This window comes from Caulobacter sp. Root1455, assembly GCF_001426905.1.
In the GTDB taxonomy this organism is placed as follows: Bacteria; Pseudomonadota; Alphaproteobacteria; order Caulobacterales; family Caulobacteraceae; genus Caulobacter.
In genome coordinates this window covers 260,845-284,802 of record NZ_LMFQ01000023.1, presented here as the reverse complement: position 1 = coordinate 284,802, position 23,958 = coordinate 260,845, and the positions used below count along the sequence as shown (strand labels likewise).

Below are 23,958 nucleotides of genomic sequence, written 5' to 3'. Positions count from 1 at the left end.
GTGGCGATATTGTGAAACGCGCGGAGGCCTTTGGATATTTCGCGTGATTTTCCATTGTCGTTGATGGAGAATCTTTTTGGGCGGGGCGCCCTATCTTAAGCATTGGAGCGCCAATGAGCTCAGCCCCCAGACGAATGCGCGCCGTCGGCATGGCCGTGGTGGTCCTGGCCGGCGCGGCCTCGGCGCTCGCCGCCTGGCCTCAGGAGTCGGTCGGCGGACCGCCCGCGGGTTTCTCCCTGACGCCCAGCTTCAACGAGGAATTCGATGGCGCGGCTCTCGACACGACCCGCTGGCGCACGGCCTATCGGACCGACGGCGTGACGCCGCCCACGGTGGCCAATCGATCGCTCTACGGCAATCGCGAGCGCGAGCTCTATTTCGATCCGGCGTTCCTGGGATTGGGCGTGCAGCCCTTCTCCGTCGCCGACGGCGCCTTGACCATCACCGCGGCGCCCATGTCGCCGTCGGCGCGCGAGGCGGTGGCCGCGGCGGTGGCTCAGCAGCCTGAGTCGATCCGCAACAGCCCACTCAAGGACGTCAGCTACAGCTCGGGGCTGATCACCACCAAGGGAAGCTTCTCCCAGCTCTACGGATATTTCGAGATCCGGGCGCGCTGGACCGGCGGAAAGGGGCTTTGGCCGGCCTTCTGGGCGTTGCCGGCCGACGGCGGCTGGCCGCCCGAGCTCGACGTCATGGAGGCGCTGGGCCATGAGCCGACCACCGTCTATCAGAGCGTCCACTCCAAGCAGACCGGCGCGGCGGTGGGCGACACCACCCGCGTGGCCGTGGGCGCGGGCACCTCGGCGTTCCACACCTACGGCATGTTGTGGACCAAGGACGAAATCCGCTTCTATCTCGACGGGCGGCAGACGGCGGCCAGGCCGACCCCGACCGACGCCCACAAGCCGATGTATCTGATGGCCAATCTCGCGGTCGGCGGCTACTGGCCCGGCGATCCGACCGCGACGACGCCCTTCCCGGCGACCATGACCATCGACTACGTGCGGGCCTGGAAGCTGGCCGAATAGAGCGCGTCGGGCCTTCGCCCGGCTCAGGCGAGCTTCCGGCGGCCCAGACGCTGGCCGGCCATCGCCACCAGGCCCAGGCTTTCCTTCAGGATGGCGCGCCCGGTCGACGAGACGAACAACGCGCTCGCCACGCCGAGGTACGAGACGGCGGCGGCGATCGCCAGATCCAGCAGCGGCCACCCTGTCGAGGTCAGGCGCAGGGCGGCCAGCGGGATCGCGGCGACCGCGCCGGCCGCCGCGAACGGCGCGGCCAGGGCCCAGATCTGCCGCGTGCGGACCGGCCCCTCGCGGCCGGCGTACCACCACAGGGCCGGCAATCTCAGAAAGACGTCGCTGAGCGCATAGGCGGCCGCCACGCCGATCGCGCCCCAGGGCAGGCCCGCGACGAAGGCCGCGATGCTGGTCACGGCGTTGAACAGGCCCCAGCGGGCGAACTGGCCCGTGCGCTGCTGGCTGACGAACAGCCAGCCCAGGGTGTTGCTCAGCGGCTGGGGCAGCGCCGCCAGGCCCAGCCAGGCGAAGATCGGCGCGGCCCCGGCCCATTCATGGCCCATGAGCACCGGAATCAGCGTGTCGGCGGTGAAGATCAGGAACAGCACGCCGGGCACGGTGATCAGCAGGATCTGCTGGGCGGTGCGGCCATAGGCGTGGCGATAGCGCTCCGGCTCGTCGACCAGCCGGGACAGGATGGGGACCATGACCCGGCCGATCGGGTTGTTGATCTGTTGCAGCGGCAGCAGGAGCAGCTTGTAGGCCCGGTCGTAGAGGCCCAGCTCGGCGGCCCCCGCCACGCGGCCGATCAGCACATTGTCGAGATTGCGGGCGAAGAAGTTGGAGATGTTGAAGGTGGTGACTCCCCCGCCCAGCCTCAGCATGGCGCGCACCTCGGCGAACGGCGCGGGTCGGCCCGGACGCCAACCGGTGAACAGCCAGGCGCCGACCATGCCCGCCGACATCGAGGCCGTCGTCGCCGCGAACAGAGCCCAGACGCTGGGCCGCCACCAGGCGATCAGCACGCCCGTGGCCAGACCGATGACGGCCGAGGCGCTGTCGATCATCGCCAGTGGCTTGAAGCGCATGTCCCGGGCCAGCAGGGCGAAGTGCTGCGAGCCCAGTCCGGCGATCACCACGGTCGCCGCCAAGGCCACAGTGAGGCCGACGACCTTGGACTCGCCGTAGAACAGGCCCAGCAGGGGGGCGCTCGCGGCCAGCAGCAGGCCCAGCAGCGCCGCGACTCCCAGATTGATCCAGAACAGGCCGCTCATCTGTTCGCGCGTGATCTCGCGCGAGGTGATCACCGCCTGGGACAGACCCAGGTCCTGGAACACCATGACGAAGGCGGTCAGGGGCATGACCATCGCGAACACCCCGAAATCCCCGGGGCTCAACAGCCTCGCCAGCACCACGACGGAGACGAACTGGACGACGACCTTCACGGCTTGAGCGGCCCCGGTGACCGCCGCGCCGCCGACCGCGCGCGATTTCAAGGCGCCGACCGGGGGGGCTGCGCGCTCGGCTTCATCATCGCGCCTTGAAGGGGCCATCTTCGCTCGCTTTTCCTTGCGGGCGCTACCCACGCCACCTCGAACCGGCTATGTTCGCAGTTGCAGCATAGGCCGCTATGGCCGTGACGCGTCAAGTGAGGCGCCAATGCATTATCGATCCATCGCGGACTTGAACGCCACGATCACCCGTAACCTAAGGAAGATACCCCCCGATATCGACCTTATTGTAGGCATACCGCGTAGCGGCCTTATTCCGGCCAACATGCTAAGCTTGGCCTTGAACTTGCCATTGGCCGATTTGGACGGATTCCTGCAGGGACGAATACTGGCCAAGGGTCGGACTCGCCCGTTACAAAGCTTGACCGGCGATGGAGGCGAGTATCGCCGAATTCTGGTCATCGACGACAGCATCAACTCCGGCGGATCGATGCTGGAGGCGCGGCGAAGGCTGGCCGAGGCGGGCCTTTCGGACAGGGTCCTGTTCTGCGCGGCCTACGGCCTGGGGGCCGAACATCCCGAGGCGGACATCGTCCTGGAGACGGCGCCCCGGCCTCGGATGTTCCAGTGGAACGTCATGCATCACAAGTTCCTCGCCGACGCCTGTCTCGACATCGACGGGGTGCTCTGCTGCGATCCGAGCGAGGTGGAAAACGACGACGGCCCCCGTTACGAGGCCTTCCTGCGCGACGCCCGGCCGTTCCTGCGACCGACCCAGAAGGTCGGCCATCTGGTGACCAGCCGGCTGGAGAAGCACCGGGCCGCGACCGAGGCCTGGCTGGCCGAGGCGGGGATCGCGTACGGCAAGCTGTGGATGCTGGACCTGCCCAGCGCCGAGGAGCGCCGCCGGCTCGGCGCCCACGGCGGCTTCAAGGCCAAGGTCTATGCCGGGCTCGACGCCACCCTGTTCATCGAGAGCGAGGAACGCCAGGCCGTCGAGATCGCGCGCCTGTCGCGCAAGCCGGTGCTGAGCATCGAAACCCAGACCATCCTCTATCCGGACCGGCTGGAGGACCAGATGCGCATGCGCGAACGGCTGGCCGCCCGCGACCGCCTGCGCGGCGCGGTCGAGACTCCGCCCCCGCGCACGGCGCTCAAGCGCGTGGCCCGGCGACTGCTGGGCCCGTCGCTGTACGGCGCCCTGGGGCGGGCGGCGCGTCCAGTCGACCGCGCGGCCGCGGCCAACCGACGGGAGGTCTGAAGCCACGCCACGAACGTGGAAGTCGTCACCGGGGGGGCGCTCGGTTTCGCACCAACGCCTTGGGAGCTCGACTTGGTTTCGCCAACCCACAGCTCGACCGCGCCGCTGCCGGTCAGCATCATCATACCCACCTTCAACCGCGCCCGCCTGCTGGGCGAGGCGTTGAACAGCCTGGTGGCCCAGAGCCGCCCCGCCGCCGAGATCCTGGTGGTGGACGACGGCTCCGACGACGACACCGCCACGGTCGTCGAACGCTTCGGTCCCGCCGTCACCTATCTGCGGCAGGACAACAGCGGCAAGGCCGCGGCCCTCAATCTGGGACTGTCGCTGGCCAGCCAGGACGCCGTCTGGATCTTCGACGACGACGACATCGCCGCGCCCGAAGCGCTGGAGCGGCTTTATGCGCCCCTGGCCGCCGACCCCGACCTCGATTTCACCTACGGCCTTTGCGACAAGTTCGAGGGCGAATGGCCGTCGCCGCTGAGCGAGCCGAACACCTCCTACGAATCCGGCGATCGCGCCGCCCTCTATGTGCGGCTGATGGAGGACTTCTTCATCTGGCAAGGCTCGATGCTGGTGCGCCGGCGGTGCTACGCGGCCGTCGGCCCCTTCGACATCCGGCTGACGCGCTCGCAGGACTATGAAATGAACCTGCGGCTGGCCCGGCGCTTTCAGGGGCGAGGCCAGCCGTTCGTGGTCTTCCACCAGCGGCATCATGCCGGCGTGCGAGGCCCACGCGCGGCCAGCGTCGGGGCCGACAAGGTGGAGGCCGCCTGGCGAAGGTTCAACCAGATCATCTTCCGCGACCTGCACGCCAGCCATGATCTGATGGAGTTCTATGTCGAGGCCGATCCCGCCGTCGATCCCCGACGCAAGCGCCTCACCGCCCTGTTGCAGCGCGCCTGCATCATGGCGCGCAAGGGTCTGTGGGATCTGGCGGCGGTCGACATGGTCGAGGCGGCGGAGCTGAGCGCCCGACTGCGGGTCGCGACGCTGAACGAACAGGAGACCGCGGCCCTGCGGCGGGTGTTCCAGAGCGGCGCCCGCTCGACCTTTTCCAACGCGGACGAGGCGTCGACCTTCTTCGGCACGATCAAGCTGTTCGCCAGTCGCCGGCAGGCCTCGCAGATCGCGGGCAACCTGCTGCTGCCGGTTTCGCACCGGCTTCGCAAGCTGCTGACCGAGAAGGCGAGCCGGGACGAGGCCGGACAGGTTCTGCTGCTGCTTTCGCACCTGCTGCGACCCGGCTATCTGGCCGAATACTGGAAGGCGCGGGGCCGGCGATTGTTCATGTACCGGGTCACGCCGCTGGGCTGCGAGGCGCCCGCGTGAAGGTCGCTTATTTCGTCCACGATCTCGAGGACGCGGCGGTGCGTCGTCGGGTGCGCATGCTGCGCGCCGGCGGCTGCGAGGTGGCTGTGCTCGGGTTTCGCCGCGCCGCCGCGCCCGTCGACCAGGTCGAGGGCGTCCCCGCCACGGACCTTGGCCGGACCCACAACGCTCGGCTCGCCCAGCGCGCGGCGGCGGTGGCGGTCAATCTCCTCAAGGCCGGCCGCCTGAAGGCCCAGGTGGCGGGCGCGGACGTCGTTCTGGCGCGTAATCTGGAATGCCTGGCCCTCGCCGCCTGGGCTCGCGAGCTCCACGCGCCGGGCGCGAGCCTGGTCTATGAATGCCTCGACATCCATCGGACCCTGTTGGGCGCCGGGTTCGCGTCGAGGTCCCTGCGCGCCGTCGAGCGGGGCCTGCTGGCTCGCTGCGCCCAGGTGATCGTCAGTTCTCCGGCCTTCGTCGAGCGCTATTTCGCGCCTCGGCAGGATTGTCGCGCCCCCGTCCTGCTGATCGAGAACAAGGTGCTGGCGGACGTGGCGGCCCCCGCGCGACCGGACCCGGACGCCGCGTCGTCCGGGCCGCCTTGGCGCATCGGATGGTTTGGCATGATCCGCTGCCGCAAGAGCCTGGACCTGCTGACCCGGCTGGTTGAACGCGGCGACGGGCTGATCGAGGTGGTGATCCGCGGGCGGCCGTCCTACGACGTCCTGAGCGACTTCGACGCGGTGATCGCCCGAACGCCGGGCCTGCGGTTTGGCGGGCCCTATCGGCCCGAGGCGCTTCCGGACCTCTATCGCGGGGTGCATTTCACCTGGGCGGTCGACTATTTCGAGGAGGGGCTCAACTCCTCGTGGCTGCTGCCCAATCGCCTCTATGAGGGCGGCCTGAACGGCGTGCCGGCCATCGCGCTGGACGAGGTCGAGACCGGCCGCTGGCTGGCGCGGCGCGGCGCCGGGGTGCTGATTTCCGATCCGGAGCGGGAGCTGCCGGCCTTCTTCGAGGGGCTGACCGAGCCCGACTATGTCCGTCGACGACGCGCGACCTGCGCCATTCCGCTCTCCGACCTGGTAGCCGATCGGGCCGATTGCCGCCGCCTGGCGACCAGCCTGGGAGGCGCGCGCTGATGGCCATCGGCGGACGCGACGTTCTGATCGTGGTCCCCTGCCTCAACGAGGCGGCGAACCTGGCGGGTCTCCTGGACCACCTGCTGGCGGACACGGCCGTCCGCGAGGCGCTGATCGTCGTGGCCGACGGCGGCAGCACGGACGCCAGCGTGTCGATCGTCGAGGCGATCGCCGCCCGGGAGCCGCGCGTGCGCCTGCTGGCCAATCCGGACCGCATCCAGAGCGCGGCGATCAACCTGGCCGTCGCGCGGTTCGGCGGGGACCGCCGCTGGCTGGCCCGCATCGACGCCCATGCCGGCTATCCGCCGGCCTATGTGTCACGCCTGGTCGCCGCGGCCGAGGCAACGGGCGCGGTCTCGGTGGTGACGCCCATGCGCACGGTGGGTCGCGGCTGCTTCCAGAAGGCCGCCGCCGCCGCCCAGAACTCCAGGCTCGGAACCGGCGGCGCGGCCCACCGCGGCGGCGCGGGCGGCGGCTGGGTGGATCACGGCCACCACGCCCTGATGGCGATCGAGGCTTTCCAAGGCGCCGGGGGCTATGACGAGGGCTTCAGCCATAACGAGGACGCCGAACTGGACTTGCGGCTGGCCCAAGGCGGCGGGCGGATCTGGATGGCGGCCGACCTGGCCATCGACTACCACCCCCGCTCGGACCCGGGGTCGCTGTTTCGGCAGTACCTCAACTACGGCCAGGGCCGGGCCAAGACCGTGGCGCGTCATCGGACCCCGCTGAAGATCCGCCAATTGGCTCCGCTGGCGGTCGCGCCCGCCGTATTGGCCGCGGTTCTGGCCGCGCCCCTGGCGGCGCTGACGCCGTGGGCGCTGGCGGCGGCGCTGCCGGCCCTGGCCTGGGCCGCCCTATGCCTGGCGGGCGGCGCGCTGGTCGGCTGGCGGACCAGGGAGCCCTGCGCTTTCGGCTCGGGCCTGGCGGCGATGATCATGCACCTGGGCTGGTCCGTCGGCTATTGGCGATGGCGGATCACGGGTCGGCCCCCGCCGCGTCGGCTGCCTTTCGCGGAAGTCGATGTCGCTGGCTGAACCGATTTGCCGCCGGCGCAAGAGCCGCGCGTTTGCAGCATTCCAGTGGACCATGGCTTCATGCCGCATCGCGTCCCGGCGTCCGTGGGGCGGACGATGGCGCATGAGATCCGGCGCGTCCTCAAGCCGGAGGGGCGCGCCTTGCTGGCGGACTTCGGTCCGCCCAAGGCCTCCGAGCGCGGCGTGTTCCTCCCCGGGGCGTCGTGACCAACGAGGGCGACTCGTGGAACTACGCCGCCTCGCCCCCCTCCAACGGCAACCTGCCGATCGGGACCAAGGTATGGAACACTGCGGTTGTAGCCGGCGGCGCTCCGGGCTGGGTGAGGGTGTCCGGAGCCTGGAAGGCTATGGCGAACGTCGCCGCTTAGTGCTTCGTCGCCCTGTAGGTGAAGTCCTGGCGGAAAGCCTTGGCTTCACCGCACAGGGCATAGTCAGACGTCACGGCGCATAGGGCCTCGGCCATGATCACCGCTCGCTCCTGGCCGTAGTCGGCCATCGCGGGAAAGTCGCGGGAGTAGCCGAAGTAGCCCTCGGGCCGACGCTGCAGCGGGAGCCAATGCGCCATTGTGGTGATCCCGGCCTCAATCGGGACGTCGTACCGGTTCGACTTGGTGATTCGACGATACTCCAGCATGGCGAACAGCGCCCCCATGTGGCCGTTGTAGACCCCCAGGGCCTTGGTGCCAGCGATGACCTCCTCGAACCACAGGTAGCCCCCTGAATCGACCGTGAAAAGCCTCTGGCTCCCGCTGGTGTCGGTGATCCCGTCCAGCATCTTCTGCGCCTTCAGCAGATAGGCGGGCTTCTGCGTCATCTCGTAGAAGTGCATGTAGCCAATCGCCGTCATGGCGTTGGCGAACGCCCCTCGGAACCCCGGCGGCATGGAGATCTCATCTCCGACGTCATAGCCGAACTTGTGGACGATCTGAGTGGCTCCCGATGGCAGGGTCTCGGTCCGCTCCGCGGCGACGGCGTCGAGGTTGAGCGCCATCCGCTCATAGACCGGTAGGACGCCCTTGCGGTGGCTCTCGCCCAGAATAACCCCTGCGTTCAGGGCGAAGGTGTACGGATTGAAGGACTGCCCCCTCTTCACCCAATCAGCCGGCCAGGGCACCGGGTAGTCGGTCGGACTCTGAGGGGTCCAGCCGTCGTTGGTCGAGGGGGCTAGGCTGATGGGCCCCGCTGCGTCAAAGCCAAGCTGCAAGGTGTAGTCGTAGCAATTGACCTTCACGCCGCCGACGAGGGTCACAGGACCGGCCGCAGCTGGGACGGCCACTACCAAGGCCAGAATAAACACAAACGCGCGCAAACGATCGTTTCCAAAATTACCAGGTTGACGAGACGCCGATCGGGGCGGTGTAGAACTGGACTGTGATTTGACCCAGCCTCGCTTCGGCGGGGCTGGGCTTTTCGCGTTTCACCCGCTCGTTCTGGATGGGGTGCGCCGCCGTATGCCGGACCTGTTCGTGTTAGGACTATCCACCCAACCCCTCCCGCGTCTCCATCTGCGAGGGCACCCGGGCGAGTATGAGGTCGACAGCTACCGAACGCGGGGTAGACGGCTGCGATCCCAACACTGCTGGCGTTCGAGCAAGATGGTAGACCGCCGCTCTCCGAAAAGTCGAGCTCCAATCAGGTGATCGATCACTGGCTGAATATGTCTCTTGGCTCGGGAAGTCGCGCACGAGCGCCCCTGGGTCGTCGACGGCGCCATCAGCCCCCGACCGGTGGTGACCATTACAATCGCCGCCGATCATCGCGTGAGCGACGGTCATCGGGGTGGGCTGTTCCTCGCTGAGATCGGCCGGATATCCCCGATACCGACGCCGCCGAGTTGGCGACGATCAATGGCGCGGTTGCCTACTTGACGCGCAAGCGCGGCGCTACGCTCTCAGGCTGAGGCGGCGGCAAGGCGCCGACCAGCCTCTGTTCGATTGATGAAGGACACGGGGACACCTCCTGAAGGCGGTGCGCAGTCCTGGTCCAGGCACGCCTTGAAGGCGATCAAGATCTCGCGGGACCGGCTGAGCCGAGCTCAGAGCGGCTTTGGCCGAAACCGCCGCCAAAGCTCGAGGCTTCCCAGCAGGTCCTGCAGGGCTACGACGCCGACCACCGATCCAAGATGCACCACCGGCATGCGCTGGACGCAAGGGACCAGGCGGTGACCAGCGCCATGATCACCCAGCTCATGTGGATCCGGGCCTGCATGCCGAGCACGGAGAACGGCGCGGGCGGCTTGGCGCGGGCCTTGGGCATGGGGTCAGGTTCCGACGGCTTTGGCGATCGAAGGACCTGGTGATGCGACGATCGAAACGGAATTTTCCGCATCGAACGCCACCGCGAGCGTTCGCGGCAGGCTCTGCGGATTGACGCTGATGGAATCGATGCCCAGGCCGATCAGGAAGGCCGCAACCTCTGGATAGGTGGCCGGCGCCTCCCCGCAGATGCCGACGTGGCGGCCGTTTCTGTGCGCGCCCACCACCGCCTGCCGAAGCATCTCCATGACACCGGGATCGCGTTCGTCGAAGTCGAAGGCGACGGTCTCGGAATCCCGGTCCACGCCGAGCACCAACTGGGTCAGGTCGTTCGAACCAATGGAGAAGCCGTCGAACAGTTCAGCGAAGGCGTCGATCTCGATGACATTGTTGGGGATCTCGCACATGACGTAGACTTCCAACCCGTCCTCGCCGCGCTTCAGACCGTTCACGGCCATCGCGCCGAGCACCCCGCGGGCCTCGTCCGTGCGCCGGCAGAAAGGAACCATGACCTTCAGGTTGGTCAGCCCCATCTCCGCGCGGACCCGCCGCAGCGCCTCGCACTCCAGCGCGAACCCCTCCGCGTACAGCGGATGGGCGTACCGCGCGGCGCCCCGAAAGCCCAGCATCGGGTTCTCCTCCACGGGCTCGAAGGCCTTGCCGCCCAACAGCCGGGCGTACTCGTTCGTCTTGAAGTCCGAGAGTCGAACGATCACCGGCCGCGGGTGGAAAGCGGCGGCGATGACGCCAACGCCTTCCGCAAGCCTTTCCACGAAGTAATGCCTTGGCGAGGCGTAGCCCTTGCTCAGTCGGCTGACAGCCGCGCGCTCGCGCGCCGAGACGACGCGATCCGGATGCGCCGCCGCCATCGGGTGCAGCCGGATCTGCTCGCCGATGATGAACTCCAGGCGCGCGAGACCGACGCCGGCGCTCGGCAATTGGGCGAACCGAAACGCCAGGTCCGGCTGCGCCAAGTTCAGCATGACAGGGGTCTTGGGCTGCTTGAAGTCCGAGGCCTTCAGACGCTGCACCTCGAAGGGCACGTCGCCCTGATAGACGCGGCCGGTGTCGCCCTCGGCGCAGGAAACGGTCACGCGAGCGCCGTCGACCAGACGTTCGGTGGCGTCGCCTGTTCCAACCACCGCCGGAACGCCCCGCTCACGCGCAACGATGGCGGCATGGCAGGTCCGCCCGCCGCGATCGGTCACCACGGCGCTCGCGCGCTTCATCACCGGCTCCCAGTCCGGGCTGGTGGCGGCCGCCACCAACACCTCGCCCGGCTGAAAGGCGGCCAGATCGGCCGGACCTCGAATGACCCGGATCACGCCGCTGGCGATCCGCTCTCCGACCGCCTTGCCGGAGGCCAGCACGACGCCGGAGCCCGTGAGCCGAAAGGTCTCCAGGCTCGCGCCGCGCTGCGAGGCCACCGTCTCCGGCCGCGCCTGCACGATGTAGAGCCGGCCATCGCCCTCGTCCTTGGCCCATTCGATGTCCATGGGCGTTGGTCGCCCGGCGCGCTGCGAGTAATGGTCCTCGATACGGATCGCGACGTCAGTGAGCGCCAGGACCTCCGCGTCGCTCAGGCAATAACGATCGCGCAGACGCCGCGCGACCGGGAGCGTCAACAGACCCGCGCCGTCACCCTTCGGATCACAGACCATGCGGCTCTGCTTGGCCCCGAGGCTGCGGCGCAGAACGGCACGGAATCCCTGCCGAAAGGTGGGCTTGTGGACATAGAACTCGTCGGGATCGACGCGCCCCTGGACGACGCTCTCCCCCAGGCCATAGGCGCCGGTGACGAACACCACGTCGCGGAAGCCGCTCTCGGTATCGAGGGTGAAGATCACGCCGCTCGCCGCATGATCGGACCGGACCATCCGCATCACCGCCACCGAGAGGAAGACCTTGAAATGGTCGAAGCCGTTGTTCACGCGATAGACAATCGCGCGGTCGGTGAAAATCGAGGCGAAGCAGCGGCGGCAGGCCTCCACAAGCGCGTCCTCGTCACGGATGTGCAGGAAACTCTCATGCTGGCCCGCGAAGCTGGCGGTCGGCAGGTCCTCGGCGGTGGCCGAGCTGCGCACGGCGACGTTGAGGTGGGGACCGGCGGCCTGCCGCAAGAGGCGGTAGGCGGCGATGATCTGAGCTCGCAGGGCCTGTCCGCCCGTGGCCTGGTAGACGATTTCGCGGGCCTGCGCCGCACGCCGGCCGAGCTCGGCCACGTCCTCGATGTCAAAGGCCAGCAGCGCCTGGAGTTTCGGCCAGGCGTGCGCCTCCGACAGCGCATCGCGATAGGCGGCGGCGGTGATCGCAAAGCCGTCCGGAACCCGAACTTCCCCGTCCCGGAGCAACTGGCAGAGTTCGCCCAACGAAGCCGTCTTGCCGCCTACGCGAGAGACGTCGCTCAGCGTGAGAGCGTCGAACGGCGCGATGTAGTCGGCACGAGGCATGTCCGTCTCCAGACTTGATCTGACGCCGCAGGATGGGCTTGGGAAATGCTCTCGCCTTGAGCAGGATCAACGCCGAACGGACCATCGCGCCATGACCTCGAGATCAACGGCGGGCCGGCGCCCGCGCGCGGTCGGGGCGCGGGATCACCTTTGGGGCCTATGGGGCGCCGCGGACCCAAAGCATCCGCCGGAGAGTATCGTCGCGGTTCAGCAGCAGGTGCTTGAGCGCACCGGCCACATGCAGGACGATAAGCGGCCAGAAGAGCTTGGTCACCGCGCCGTGGATTTCCTCGGCGGCTTCGTGCAACCCGTCTAGACGGGTTGCGAACGGGCTCGGGATCGCGAAGAGGTCGAACACCTCGATCGGCCGGCCGGCGGACCAGATCACCAGCGGGCCGGTGATTAGCAGCGCCGCGATCATCAGCAGGAACAGCCCCTGGACCACCTTGGCGGCGAGCCGCAGCGCCCGTTGGCGCTCCAGAGGGCGGGGCGCAGGTTGCGAGGCGCTCCACAAGAGCCGCGCCAGAAGGAAGGTGAACAACAGGACCGCCACCGAGACATGCAGGTGCTGCGCCTGGAGCTTCTCCGCCCGTCCCGCCGCGGCCTCCATCCGTTCGCCCAGGAGGTAGAGGCCGACGACGCCGACGGCGCTGATCCAGTGCAGGGCGATGGCGATCCAGCCGTAGGCGACGCGGGTGTTACGAATCTGCATGGGCGGCCTCCTGGCTCCGCGCCGAAGCGGATCACGGCTTCGCCACCGGAGCCTTGATCTGGCGCAAGCTGGAGCTTCAGGGTGTCCGCTGGCGCACGCGGACGCCGTCCGCGACCTTATCGGAGGGGAAGACCACCAGCCGTTCGCCGCCGCGGAGCCCCTTGCGGATCTCCGCCTCGCGGTCCGTCATCGCGCCGACCTCCACAGGCGTCAGGCGCGCCCGGCCATCGGCGACGCGGAATACGGCCCAGCCGCCGTCCGACCGTACGAGCGCGCCGAGCGGCGCCTTCACGGCGCTGGCTTCCCGGCGCAGGATCACACGTCCCCACAGGCGGTAGCCCGGCCCCAGCCGTGACCATCCGGCGGGCGGGCCTTCGAACCGCAACAGCACCAGCACCCGCTGCTCCTCTACGCCCAGGGCGGATACCTTGGTGAACCCTTGGGGCTCCACACGTCGAACGATCGCCGGAAGACTCCCCTCGCCGCCCCAGTCGAACACCTCCGCCCGCATTCCCTCGCGGATGCGCACCGCATCCTGGCTCAGGAACTCGACCGCGGCCTCCAACCCACTTTGATCGCCGATCTCGACGAGCGGCGTGCCCACCGCCATCGTGCGCTCACTTTCCTGCAGCACGCGGGTGACATAACCGGAAGCCGGGGCGAGCACGGGAACGGCCCGAGCGCGCTCGGCTTCTGGTCCCATCAAGGCCGACCGGGCGGCGGCCAGCTCTGATTGGCGCACGCTCAGTTGCGCGGTCGCCGCGCGCACCGCGGCCCGGGCGGCGCGCGCGCGGGCTTCCGCGGCGTCGAGAGCCTGTTGGGCGGCGAAGCCCTGGGCGGCCAGGGCCTGCGCGCGGGCAAGCTCGCCGTCGGCGCGGTGGCCTTCGGCCGCATAACGATCCAGATCGGCCCGCGCCGCGCCGACGGCCGCCTGAGCGGCCGAGACGCCCGCCTGCGCCTGGGCGCGTGACTTGGGATCCAGGAGGTCCGGGCTCGCCGGCTGGATGCGCGCCACCACCGTCGCGCCCGCCGTCACGCGGTCGCCGACGTGCAGGTCGACCCGCTCCAGCCGTCCCGAGACCGGCGCGGCGACCACATAGGCTTCGAGCACCCGCGCCGCGCCCTGATCCGCGATGCTGTCGGCGATCGGACCTAGGCGGACGGTCTCGATGTCGACGGCGACAGGCCGGGGGGCAAGCAGGAGCCCGAGCATCGCCGCGACGACGACCGCGACCGCCGCGCCCAGGCCCCACCGCACCCACTTGATCCTGGACATCGTCAGTCCCTCGTCTTCAGCACGGATACGAGGTCGAAACTCCAGATTCGACGCGCCACCAGGACGCCGGCTCCTGTGACGGCGGTCAGATAGGCCAGGAGCGAGATGCCGTAGCTGCGGGCGCCGATGATCGGCGGCAGCCGCACCTCGTCGCGCGAATAGGCCGCCACCAACCCGTGGGCGAGCGCCTGGCCGCCCAGCAGGCCGAGCGGGATCGCGACAAGCGCCAGCACCGCCAGTTCGCCAACCAGGATGTAGGCGCACTCACCCTGGCCGAAGCCTAGCACCCGAAGGGTGGCCAGGTCGCGCGCGCGCTCGGAGAGCGCGATGCGGCTGGTGTTGTAGGCAACCCCGAAGGCGATAGCGCCGGCGAAGCCCACATAGAAGCTGACGGTGACGCGGAACGCCTCGGCCATGGCCCGCCGCCAGTTCGCCACCGTCTCGTCTCGGGAGGACGAACCCACGATCTGCGGCGTCCGCGCGATGGCGCGGTAGAAGTCGGCGCGACGATCCTCCGCCACCTGCAGGTGCGCGCCGCTGGCCAGATCACCCTCACCCATCAGGTCGTTCAATCGCCGGCGGTCCATATAGGCGGAGAAGCCGCTGTAGTCTCGCGCCAGGCCGGTGATCGGCAGCACCGCCGCCGGGCCGCGTCCGTCGATCACCTCCACGCGGACGGAATCGCCGGGGCGCAGGCCGAGCCGGTCGGCGAGCGCCTCGCTCACGACCAGCCCACGGCCCTTGAACGGCGCCCGTCGGTCGTGGTCGTCCAGGGGCCGGTCAAGAACTCCGTCGGGTTCGAGACCGACGACGCGGGTGAGTTCCGCTCGGCCGTTGGCCTTCAATCGGGCGGCCACGACACGGACGGGTTCAGCCGCGAAAGCCCCCGGCAGGCGGGAGATCTCGCCGAGCGCCACGATGCTCCGCGCCTCCGCGAAGCTGATTGATTCACTCCAGCGCTGGGTGCGGTAGTAAGCTTGGTCGACCACCTTATCGAGGCTATCGAAGAGAAACTGGGTGCCCACCAGCAGGTTCAGACTCGCCGCCAAGCCGAGGGTCGCCAGCAGGCCGCGCACCGGGAAACGCTCAAGATTGCGGATAATCACTCGCGTCGCCTGGTCGACCGCTGGACCTCGGATCAGCCGGTCCAGGGGCCCCGCCCGGTAGGTCGCCGGCCGCAGGGGTTGCATGGCCACGGCGGGGGAGAGCGCGGCCGCGCGCCGCACGGCCGCGAGCGACCCGGCGAGCGTCGCCATCACGCCCACGGCCGACGCGCCGGCGAAAGCCAGCCCGTGAAAGCGCACAGCCAGGACCGGGAAGCGGAAGTACTCGCGATACTGGTCGACGATGGCCGCTCCCAGCGCCCCCCCGACCAGGCCGCCGGCGAGAGCGCCTAGCAGGCCGATCGCCGCCGCCATCCGCAAATAGGGCGCCGCGGCCTCTCCATCGCGATAGCCGAACGCCTTGAGCAGACCGATCTGCTCGCGTTCGGCGTCGACCAGCCGCGACACCGTCAGGTGAACGAGACCCGCGGCGATGATCAGAAAGATCGGCGGCAGGATGGAGGCGGAGGTCGAGAGTTCCTTGAGCTCGGCGGCCAGAAAGGCATGGGAAGCCTGGTCCTCGCGTGCGTAGGCCGCCCGACCGCCGTAGGGCGCCAGGATCCGGTCCACGTCCGCCAGCACAGCCGGGACCGAGGCGCCGGGCGCAAGCTTCAGCGCCACGGTGTTGAATGCGCCGTCCATGCCCGCCGCCCGTTCGACCGCCGGCCGGGGCGCCCACAGGACCGCTTGGTGAGCGTCGTCCGGCATGAACGACTCCGGTGCGGGGACGTAGACGTATTCTGGCGACAAGACCGCGCCGACGACGGTGAAGGTGAAGGCGCGGCCCTGCACTACGGCGGTGAGCCGGTCGCCCAGCTTCACTCCGGCGGCGTCCATGAAGGCCTTGAGGGCGACCGCCTCGTCGATTCGCCGCGGCTCCGGCATCCGGCCGCGGGTCAGGCGGACGCGGTTGAGGGCATGGTCCTCGTTCTCCGGGAGGGAGATGAGGCGCGCCACCACCGGCCGCGAAAGCCCTGGGACATTCATGAGCCCGGCTTCAAGGATGCGGACGTCCGCCGCCGTGACACCGTCGATCCCGGTCAAGTCCCGGAGGCGGGAGATCGGCGCGCGCTTGGTCTGAGCGAAGGCGTCGGCAAATCGGGTGTCCGAATAGAAGGCCGCCTGTGCGTCCATGAGCGCTCGTTGGGCGGAGAACGACATCACCGCCACCGAGACGCCGCAGGCGATCAGCAGCGCGATGGCCATCATCTGCCACTTGAGGCGCCACAGATCGCGCAAGAGCTTGCGGTCGAGCGGCTTCACCAGGTCATCTCCCGCGGAGCGCGCTTGTTTCTGTTGCGCTCGACCTCGGTGATCCGCCCGTCGCGGAAGCGGATCACGCGATCGGCCATGCCGGCGATGTCGGCGTTGTGGGAGACGATCATGGTCGTTGCGCCCACGTCCCGGGTCACCTCGGCGATCGCCTCCAGCACCCGCACCCCGCTCTCGCTGTCGAGCGACCCGGTGGGCTCGTCGCACAGCAGGAGCCGCGGCCGCTTGGCGATGGCGCGCGCCACCGCCACGCGCTGCTGTTGGCCGCCCGAGAGCTGTGCCGGGAAATGGTCGAGCCGGTCCGACAGCCCGACGCGCGCCAGGGCGTCCTCGGGGGTCATGGGATCGCGGGCGATCTCGGTGATCAGCGCCACGTTCTCCCGCGCGGTCAGGCTCGGCACGAGGTTGAAGAATTGGAAGATGAAGCCGACCGACGCGCGCCGGTAGCGGGTCAGCTCGCGATCACTGGCCTGGGTCAGCTCCAGGTCCTGAAAGCGTGCCGAGCCCGAGCTCGCGCGATCTAGGCCGCCCAGGATATTCAGAAGCGTCGACTTGCCCGATCCCGACGGCCCCAGCAGGACGAGCGTCTCGCCGTGGACGATTTTGAGGTCGACACCCCGCAAGGCGTGTACATCGCCGGCCGAGGTCGAATAGACCTTCGCCAGATCGCGCACGTCGAGAGCAGCTTCGATCATGCGGACACGGTCTCCGGAGCAGGGCGGCTGCCCCTGATCGCTACAGACCCGCCCTGGACCTGCCTTGACCTGACGCAAGTTCGACATCGGGGCCGTCGCGCAGCTTGCCCTTCATCAAGGAGCACCCCGCGCCCGCCGAGATTTGTCGGCATTGCGCCCCGCCATGCGGGACGGGCTCGTCGGCCAGGGCGCCGAAGGTCTCAAGGACCGCATCAGGGAGTTGGAGGCGATCAAGGTGGAGGCCAAGGCCGACGCCGATCGCGCCGAGGCCGCGATCGAGAAGCTCGGACCCATGATCACGCCCGAGAGCATCGAGCGCATGGCGACAGCGGCCCGCGAGGGCCTACGAGACGCGGACGGCAAGTATCGCCGCGCCCACGTGCGCTCGGCGCGTAGAGGTGCTGTCCACGGTCGAGATCAAGATCATGGGAGGTCGAACCGAACTGCTTCGCACCATGGCCGCCTCGGCAGGCGAGCACTCCGTGCTTGTCGAAGTTCGCAGTTCTAAACCGAAGTGGCGCACCCGACACGATTCGAACGTGTGACCTTTGCCTTCGGAGGGCAACGCTCTATCCAGCTGAGCTACGGGTGCTTCCGCCTTGCGGAAGCGCGGTCTTAGCCGAAAGGCCGCGCCTGCGCAAACGGGTCTTTATCAGCCTTTCGCCAGATAGACGAAGCGGACGACGAACAGCGCCGCCAGGATCAGCAGCAGCCAATCGCCCTTGCCGATCTTGCCGGTCAGCAGGCGCAGGACCGCGTAGCTGGTGATGCCGAACGCCAGGCCGTTGGCGATCGAGAAGGTCAGCGGAATGGTGATCAGGGTCAGGAAGGCCGGGATCGCCACGGTCGGGTCGGCCCAGTCGACGTCGACCAGGGCCCCGACCATCATCGCCCCGACCAGGATCAGGGCCGGCGCCGTGGCGGCGGCCGGAATGGCCTGGACCAGGGGCGCGAAGAACAGAGTGACCAGGAACAGAACCCCGACCACCACCGCCGTCAGGCCGGTGCGGCCGCCCGCCGTGACGCCCGCGGCGCTCTCGATATAGCTGGTCACCGTCGAGGTGCCCGCCGCCGCGCCGATCATGGTCGCCGCCGAGTCCGCGATCAGGATGCGGTTCAGGCGCGGGATCGAGCCGTCGGGGGCCTGCAGGCCGGCCTTCTTGGTCACCGCCACCAGGGTGCCGACATTGTCGAACAGGTCGACGAACAGGAAGACGAAGATGATCTCCAGCAGGGCCAGGCCGACCCCGCCCCGCAGATTGAAGGCGCCGACCACGTCCATCTTGAAGGCCGTGGCGGTCAGGTCGGCCAGGCTGGAGGTGGCCGGGGCGATCTTGGCCAGGCCCAGGGCCCAGCCGGCGGCGGTGGTCAAAAGTATCCCGATCAGGATCGCCCCCTTGACCCGCCAGGCCTGCAGCACGGCGATCAGCACCAGGCCCATGATGGCCACGGCGGCGGTCGGGGTGGTCAGATCGCCCAGGGCGACGGTGGTGGCCGGGTTGGCGACGATGATCCCCGCCTCCTTCAGGCCGATGAAGGCGATGAACAGCCCCACCCCGGCGGCGACGGCCGAGAACAGCGGCTTGGGGATGGCCGCGACGATCATCTGGCGCACGCCGACCAGGGTCAGGATCAGGAAGGCCACGCCCGACAGGAAGACGCAGCCCAGGGCCGTCTCCCACGGCACGCCCATGCCCTTGACCACGGTGTAGGTGAAATAGGCGTTCAGCCCCATGCCCGGCGCCAGGGCCAGCGGGTAGTTGGCGATCAGCCCCATCAGGATCGAGCCGAGGCCGGCGGCCAGGCAGGTGGCGGCGGCCACGGCGGCCACCGGCAGGCCGGCCTCGCCCAGGATCGCCGGATTGACCACGACGATATAGGCCATGGTCATGAAGGTGGTGACGCCGGCCAGCAGCTCGGTGCGGACGTCGGTTCCCTGGGCCTTGAGGCCGAAGAGGCGTTCGAGCATGGCTTAGCGGCTCCGGCCGGATTGGGGAGAAGAGGCGGCGGTGGGGATTTCGGACGCGTAGCGGTCCCAGTGAGCGGTCAGTTCGCGGACCACGACGCCGCCCACGCGGAACGCGGAGTCGAAGCTCGCCTTCAGACCGTCCTCATGGAACACGTGAGGCAGGCTGGTCTGGCCCAGCGGCGCGCGCGAATAGTTGCTGCCGGTGCGCAGCACCAGGACCCGCCGGCGGTCGATCTTTCCGGACGCGGCGTGGGCGTCGAGCACGTCGAGGATCCCCTGGTCTTCGCAGTCGGTCATGGTGAAGGTTCCGGCCCCGTCGGTCCAGAGCTTGACCCAGTCCTCCGCCCACTGGGTGCGCCGCGCGCCGTGCCAGAAACGCACCGTGCCCAGGGCGTCGCCCCGCAGCACGAACGGCGGCCGCTGGCCCTCGGGATCGCCCGCATAGGGGGCGCGCATCGCCCGCAGGCCCGGCGAGTCGGGCAGCTTGACGTCGCGGGTCAGGCCGTAGGCCCAGTCGACCAGGCCCCGGTCCAGCGTCCAGACCATGGCGCTGGAGCCCTCGGCCTTGCCCTTCACGTTGGGGCGCTCGGCGTCGTTCGAATAGAGGCCGTAGGGCCAGTCGGCCGGCATGTCGCGCTCGTCGACCTCGTAGATCGGGTCGGCGTCGACCACGTAGCGGGCCCAGGCGGCGCTGCCGACCGAGGCCGCCTTGGGATCGACCCCGGCGATGCCGCTGACGATCCAGTAGGCCTTGGAGAGGTCGAACTGGTCCGACAGGATCAGGGCCGCGACGCTCTCGCGGGTCCGGCCGCGCATGTCGCTGACGATGGCCAGCACGCCGTCGTCGGAATAGCGGGCCACGTGGCGGACGCCGGGGATGGCGATCTCGTGCGTCAGCGGCCAGCCCTCGACCCAGGGCTGGAACTCGCCGGCGAAGTCGCCGGTGTCGGCCCCGATCTCGAAGGTGGTGACGACGACGACCCTGATCGGCAGGCGATCCGCCGCCTGGGCGGAGGCCAGGCCCATGCCGAGCGCGATGGCCAGAGCCAGGACGATTCGAAACCACAAAGCACGCATGCGACGCCCCACCAGAAATCCGGCGGTGAACCTCCACCGATGCGGCCGGCGATGCAATCGGGGATCGGCGGGAGAGCTGGACCCGACTTCCGCTGCGCCTGAGCGAGGCGGCGGCGCCACGGCGGCGAACACTTCCCCCCTACGGACCGCTTCGCGGTCGTCTTCCCCCACAGGGGGAAGAGGGGCGTTGCGGCGCGTCCTCCGCCCCCTCGCCGCGACAGGCGGCGAAGCCGCCAGGTGGGGGCAAGTTCAGGTCCGCCCCTCAGGCCTTCAACGGATCCTTGGCGCTCGGATCGCCATAGGTCAGCGACACGAACACGTCCTCCAGGTCCGGGTCCTCGGTGGCGATGTCCTTGATCTTCAGGCCCTCGGCGCGGACCGCCGCCAGCACCTGCTCCACGCTGGACTGGCCGGTGCGGTAGGAGACCGAGAAGGCCCCGGCCCCGCGCAGCCTGGTCTCGAAGCCCGGCAGCAGCGGGGCGGCGGTCACCGGCTCCTCCGGCGTGACCACCACGTTGCGGATGTCCATCCGGCGCAGCAGGGTCGCCGTGGGCTCGCAGACCACCACCTCGCCGCGGTTGACGATGGCGATCTGGTCGCACAGCTCCTGGGCTTCTTCCAGATAGTGGGTGGTCAGCACGATGGTCACGCCCAGCTGGTTCAGCCCGGTCACATAGCTCCACAGCTGCCGGCGCAGCTCGACGTCGACGCCGGCGGTCGGCTCGTCGAGGATCAACACCGGGGGCTGGTGGACCATGGCCTTGGCCACCATCAGCCGGCGCTTCATGCCGCCCGACAGCTGGCGGACATAGGCGTTGGCCTTGTCGCCCAGGCCCAGGGCGTTGAGCAGTTCGTCGGTGCGGCGCTCGTTCTTGGGCACGCCGTAGAAGCCGGCCTGCACCTCCAGCGACTCGCGCGGGGTGAAGAACACGTCGGCGGCCAGCTCCTGCGGCACCACGCCGATGGCGGCGCGGGCGTCGCGCGGGCGCTCGTCGATGTCGCGGCCCCAGATCCGCACCGTGCCGCTCGTCTTGCGGGTCAGGCCGGCCAGGATGTTGATGAAGGTCGACTTGCCCGCGCCGTTCGGGCCCAGCAGGCCGAAGATCGAGCCGCGCGGCACCTTCAGGTCGATGCCGTTGAGCGCCCGCTTTTCCGGCGAGGTCTTGGAGGCGGGATAGGTCTTGAACAGGCCTTCGGCTTCGATCGCGTACGCGGGCAGGTCCATGGAACGTCCAGATGGGCAAAAGGAACACGCCGCGCGAATTGACGGCGCCGCGACAGGTCGCATAGGTATGCCTGCATCGCCGCCACGCCAAGGCCGCGTCTGGATTTCAAGGGTTTTACGAACATGGCGCGCAAGGCCAAGACCACCGCTCCCACCGCCATGGAGCCGACTGTCGTCGCGGTCGGCGCCGGTCCCGCGCCCGAAACCATCATGGTCCGCTCGCACCGCATCGCCTGCGACGGCGTCGGCGGCGCCCTGGGCCACCCGCGCGTCTGGCTGGAGATGGGCGCGGCCGGCTTCGTCGACTGCCCCTATTGCGACCGCCGCTTCGTGGCCTCGACCGCCGCCGGCCACGACGAGGACGAGCGTCTGGCCCCGGGGGTCTACGAAGGCTCCGGCGGCCACTAGGCTCCGCGCAGCGTGAGCGATCCCACGACCCAGCGCGCCGAATCCCTGGCCAAGGCCTGGGAGGCCGCCGAGTGGCCGCACGAGGCCCCGGTGCTGCGGGCCATCGCCATGCCGTCCGACACCAATCCCGAAGGCGACATCTTCGGCGGCTGGCTGCTGTCGCAGATGGACCTGGCGGCGGCCTCGATCGCCTTCCACCGCGCGGCCGGCCGCTGCGCCACCATCGCCATCGACGGCATGACCTTCATCAGCCCGGTGTTCGTCGGCGACGAGGTCAGCCTGTTCGCCAAGGTCGTCCACGTGGGCCGCACCTCGCTGAAGGTCGAAGTCGAGGCCTGGCGCCGCCGCCGCGACGGCGAGCAGGCCCACAAGGTGACCCAGGGCGTGTTCACCTTCGTGGCCATCGGCGAGGACCGCAAGCCGCGGCCGCTGCCTTAGGCGGCCCTCCGCCCCCTGTGGGGGCGGACAGACCGCGAAGCGGTCAGGTGGGGGCAAGTGTTCACCGGCACGGCGTTGCAAGCTCACGCGATCTCTCGCTGAGGAGTTGGAAAGGGTCGCGGAGCGCCGGACACCGTCCGGAGTGTTTGTAGTTGTTACCGTTTCGACGAAGCCCGATCGCTCCGCGCCATCGTTATCCGGAAGCCCGCGACGCTGAGCCNCAGGTGGGGGCAAGTGTTCACCGGCACGGCGTTGCAAGCTCACGCGATCTCTCGCTGAGGAGTTGGAAAGGGTCGCGGAGCGCCGGACACCGTCCGGAGTGTTTGTAGTTGTTACCGTTTCGACGAAGCCAGACGCTCCGCGCGGTCGTTATCCGGAAGCCCGCGACGCTGAGCCCTGTTAGGGCCTCGCCGCCTTGAAGCCTCCGACGGGCGGGCCAGGTCAACGAACCCAAGTCCCGGACCGCGAGCGCGTCACCGCCCGCCTGTTGCTAAGCCAGCCCTCACGCCACGCCGTTTTAGTGTTCCATGCCCGGCCGGCCCTGGAGACGTGAGGTTTGACGAGGTCCCTACGCACGCGAACCGCGCCGCCGACAGAGCTTCCCGCTCGATCGCCCCCCGCCGCCGCATCGGTCGCTGGCCNGGAGACGTGAGGTTTGACGAGGTCCCTACGCACGCGAACCGCGCCGCCGACAGAGCTTCCCGCTCGATCGCCCCCCGCCGCCGCATCGGTCGCTGGCCTTGCGCCCTTTCCCTGCGGCGAGGTGAGATAAGGATACGGGCGGTTTGGAGGGTGAGGACCAAATCGGGTCGAGAAAGTTTATCGCGTTGGAATCGCGGGGGTTTGTTGGCTATGCGCCGAGCGTAAGTGCCTTCCCTCCCCCTCGCGGGGAGGGTGGCCCTGGCAGCGCCAGGGTCGGGTGGGGGGCAGCTGAGTCAGCAGAACAACCCCCGTCCGACACCCTGCACCGATCCCCCACCCGTCGGCTTCGCCGCCACCCTCCCCGCAAGGGGGAGGGACTGGGTCCTTTCCGGCAAACACCCCTGACGTCCTCCGCCAGCGGCGAGGCCGCGCCTTGAAACCTTGATGGCGAGCCTGCTCTGGCGTCTGGCCGTGTCAAGGACCGCCTCCGGCGGCCGCGTCGCGGCTGGCCGCAGGCCAGTCCTTGACACGGCCAGACGCCAGAGCTCCGATCCACCAAGGCTTTAAGGCGTGGCCCCATCCGGAGCGGATGGGGGCCTGCGCCAAGCCGCCGTTTCAGAGGTCCGAGATGGGTGGCTGTCGGACCATCGCGGTCTTGGATCAGTCGTCCAGCGGGACAAATCTCAGATCCAGATATTGCTGGATCCAGTCCTTGAACGACGGCGCTACCACCACGATCTCACCCGTATCGTGGTCGAAGAACCACACTTGGGAACTTTGGTTTAGCGCGACGCTCCCAAAGGCGAACAAGTTACCCATGCAATCCGAGGCGAAAGCGATTTTGTCTTCCGGCAGTCCCATCTCTCGCCAAACCTGGGTGGATGAGATCATCTCGTCTGGTGAGAGAAAATCTGCCACATCAGCGAAATCGGCCTCCTCTTCGCAGACGCTATGCAGGAGCGCGCCTGTCGGCCGTGGCAGGCCAGTGCCGATTACCGCTTCGCGATAGTCAGCAGGTAAGCGGCCGCCGAGTTGCTCCTCCGCTCGCGCCAAATCGGCAACAAGGACGGGTTCCGGCTGGTATTCGGGATGCGACCATTTTGATGCAAAATCGACGAACGCGCGCATGTGATCCCCAGAGCGTTGCCGGCATGACCTGCCGGAGCGTGGCCGTACGCTAATCGACGTTGTGAAGGTCGCCTATGGGTCGCAAGC

20 protein-coding genes and 1 tRNA gene are annotated in these 23,958 nt (G+C 68.9%); 8 read left to right on the top strand and 13 right to left on the bottom strand.

Features of this window, described 5'->3' with window-relative positions; genetic code table 11:
• The first annotated feature begins 113 nt into the window (after positions 1-113).
• The gene (locus ASD21_RS17110) at positions 114-1,028 is read left to right on the top strand and encodes a glycoside hydrolase family 16 protein (RefSeq protein ID WP_082554821.1); all 915 of its coding nucleotides are present in this window, start codon (positions 114-116) and stop codon (positions 1,026-1,028) included.
• 23 nt (positions 1,029-1,051) lie between these two features.
• Here ASD21_RS17110 and ASD21_RS17105 read toward each other — a convergent pair whose 3' ends face one another.
• Positions 1,052-2,515 carry a lipopolysaccharide biosynthesis protein gene (locus ASD21_RS17105; RefSeq protein WP_056443915.1) on the bottom strand — a complete coding sequence of 488 codons (1,464 nt, stop codon included), beginning with the start codon at positions 2,513-2,515 and terminating at the stop codon, positions 1,052-1,054.
• A gap of 163 nt (positions 2,516-2,678) precedes the next feature.
• Between ASD21_RS17105 and ASD21_RS17100 the strand changes: the two genes are divergently transcribed.
• The 4 genes from ASD21_RS17100 to ASD21_RS24055 all read left to right on the top strand — a co-directional run bounded on the left by ASD21_RS17100 (position 2,679) and on the right by ASD21_RS24055 (position 7,221).
• Positions 2,679-3,731, top strand: coding sequence for a phosphoribosyltransferase (locus tag ASD21_RS17100; protein WP_056443912.1), 1,053 nt, complete (start codon positions 2,679-2,681; stop codon positions 3,729-3,731).
• A 72-nt stretch (positions 3,732-3,803) separates the two neighbouring features.
• A complete protein-coding gene (locus ASD21_RS17095; protein WP_056443909.1) occupies positions 3,804-5,063 on the top strand; it encodes a glycosyltransferase family 2 protein in 1,260 nt (419 codons plus the stop codon).
• The gene (locus ASD21_RS24060; protein ID WP_056443906.1) at positions 5,060-6,184 is read left to right on the top strand and encodes a glycosyltransferase; all 1,125 of its coding nucleotides are present in this window, start codon (positions 5,060-5,062) and stop codon (positions 6,182-6,184) included. The genes ASD21_RS17095 and ASD21_RS24060 overlap by 4 nt, the downstream gene beginning before the upstream one ends.
• Positions 6,184-7,221: a glycosyltransferase family 2 protein gene (locus ASD21_RS24055; protein WP_056443904.1), complete on the top strand. Its 1,038-nt coding sequence runs from the start codon at positions 6,184-6,186 to the stop codon at positions 7,219-7,221. The genes ASD21_RS24060 and ASD21_RS24055 overlap by 1 nt, the downstream gene beginning before the upstream one ends.
• Positions 7,222-7,585: 364 nt before the next feature.
• Here ASD21_RS24055 and ASD21_RS17080 read toward each other — a convergent pair whose 3' ends face one another.
• The gene (locus ASD21_RS17080) at positions 7,586-8,530 is read right to left on the bottom strand and encodes a D-glucuronyl C5-epimerase family protein (RefSeq protein ID WP_056443901.1); all 945 of its coding nucleotides are present in this window, start codon (positions 8,528-8,530) and stop codon (positions 7,586-7,588) included.
• 355 nt (positions 8,531-8,885) lie between these two features.
• Between ASD21_RS17080 and ASD21_RS25260 the strand changes: the two genes are divergently transcribed.
• On the top strand, positions 8,886-9,089 hold the full coding sequence (locus tag ASD21_RS25260; RefSeq protein WP_200941451.1) for a 2-oxo acid dehydrogenase subunit E2: 204 nt from the start codon (positions 8,886-8,888) through the stop codon (positions 9,087-9,089).
• A 229-nt stretch (positions 9,090-9,318) separates the two neighbouring features.
• Here ASD21_RS25260 and ASD21_RS24050 read toward each other — a convergent pair whose 3' ends face one another.
• From ASD21_RS24050 to ASD21_RS17030, 10 genes are all read right to left on the bottom strand, one after another.
• On the bottom strand, positions 9,319-9,477 hold the full coding sequence (locus ASD21_RS24050) for a hypothetical protein (RefSeq protein ID WP_156398413.1): 159 nt from the start codon (positions 9,475-9,477) through the stop codon (positions 9,319-9,321).
• Between the two features lie 4 nt (positions 9,478-9,481).
• Positions 9,482-11,926, bottom strand: coding sequence for a phosphoenolpyruvate synthase (ppsA, locus tag ASD21_RS17075; RefSeq protein ID WP_056443898.1), 2,445 nt, complete (start codon positions 11,924-11,926; stop codon positions 9,482-9,484).
• A 157-nt stretch (positions 11,927-12,083) separates the two neighbouring features.
• Positions 12,084-12,638, bottom strand: coding sequence for a cytochrome b (locus ASD21_RS17070; RefSeq protein WP_056443895.1), 555 nt, complete (start codon positions 12,636-12,638; stop codon positions 12,084-12,086).
• A 76-nt stretch (positions 12,639-12,714) separates the two neighbouring features.
• The gene (locus tag ASD21_RS17065; RefSeq protein WP_056443892.1) at positions 12,715-13,914 is read right to left on the bottom strand and encodes an efflux RND transporter periplasmic adaptor subunit; all 1,200 of its coding nucleotides are present in this window, start codon (positions 13,912-13,914) and stop codon (positions 12,715-12,717) included.
• Positions 13,915-13,916: 2 nt separating this feature from the next.
• Positions 13,917-16,280 carry an ABC transporter permease gene (locus ASD21_RS17060; protein ID WP_235524906.1) on the bottom strand — a complete coding sequence of 788 codons (2,364 nt, stop codon included), beginning with the start codon at positions 16,278-16,280 and terminating at the stop codon, positions 13,917-13,919.
• On the bottom strand, positions 16,277-16,984 hold the full coding sequence (locus ASD21_RS17055; protein ID WP_056443889.1) for an ABC transporter ATP-binding protein: 708 nt from the start codon (positions 16,982-16,984) through the stop codon (positions 16,277-16,279). Before ASD21_RS17055 ends, ASD21_RS17060 begins: the two co-directional genes overlap by 4 nt.
• 515 nt (positions 16,985-17,499) lie before the next feature.
• A tRNA-Arg gene (locus tag ASD21_RS17045) sits at positions 17,500-17,576 on the bottom strand.
• A gap of 60 nt (positions 17,577-17,636) precedes the next feature.
• A complete protein-coding gene (locus ASD21_RS17040; RefSeq protein ID WP_056443881.1) occupies positions 17,637-18,953 on the bottom strand; it encodes an NCS2 family permease in 1,317 nt (438 codons plus the stop codon).
• A 3-nt stretch (positions 18,954-18,956) separates the two neighbouring features.
• Positions 18,957-20,030 (bottom strand): purine nucleoside permease, encoded by a 1,074-nt coding sequence (locus ASD21_RS17035; RefSeq protein WP_056443878.1) that lies wholly within the window; start codon positions 20,028-20,030, stop codon positions 18,957-18,959.
• A 262-nt stretch (positions 20,031-20,292) separates the two neighbouring features.
• Positions 20,293-21,255 carry an ABC transporter ATP-binding protein gene (locus ASD21_RS17030; RefSeq protein WP_056443874.1) on the bottom strand — a complete coding sequence of 321 codons (963 nt, stop codon included), beginning with the start codon at positions 21,253-21,255 and terminating at the stop codon, positions 20,293-20,295.
• 123 nt (positions 21,256-21,378) lie between these two features.
• Between ASD21_RS17030 and ASD21_RS17025 the strand changes: the two genes are divergently transcribed.
• Positions 21,379-21,663, top strand: coding sequence for a zinc-finger domain-containing protein (locus ASD21_RS17025; protein WP_082554818.1), 285 nt, complete (start codon positions 21,379-21,381; stop codon positions 21,661-21,663).
• A 12-nt stretch (positions 21,664-21,675) separates the two neighbouring features.
• Positions 21,676-22,101, top strand: coding sequence for an acyl-CoA thioesterase (locus ASD21_RS17020; RefSeq protein ID WP_056443871.1), 426 nt, complete (start codon positions 21,676-21,678; stop codon positions 22,099-22,101).
• 1,302 nt (positions 22,102-23,403) lie between these two features.
• Here the strand turns inward: ASD21_RS17020 and ASD21_RS23460 are convergent.
• Entirely contained in the window at positions 23,404-23,871 is a 468-nt protein-coding gene (locus ASD21_RS23460; RefSeq protein WP_082554817.1) for an SMI1/KNR4 family protein, read from the bottom strand.
• Between the last annotated feature and the right edge of the window lie 87 nt (positions 23,872-23,958).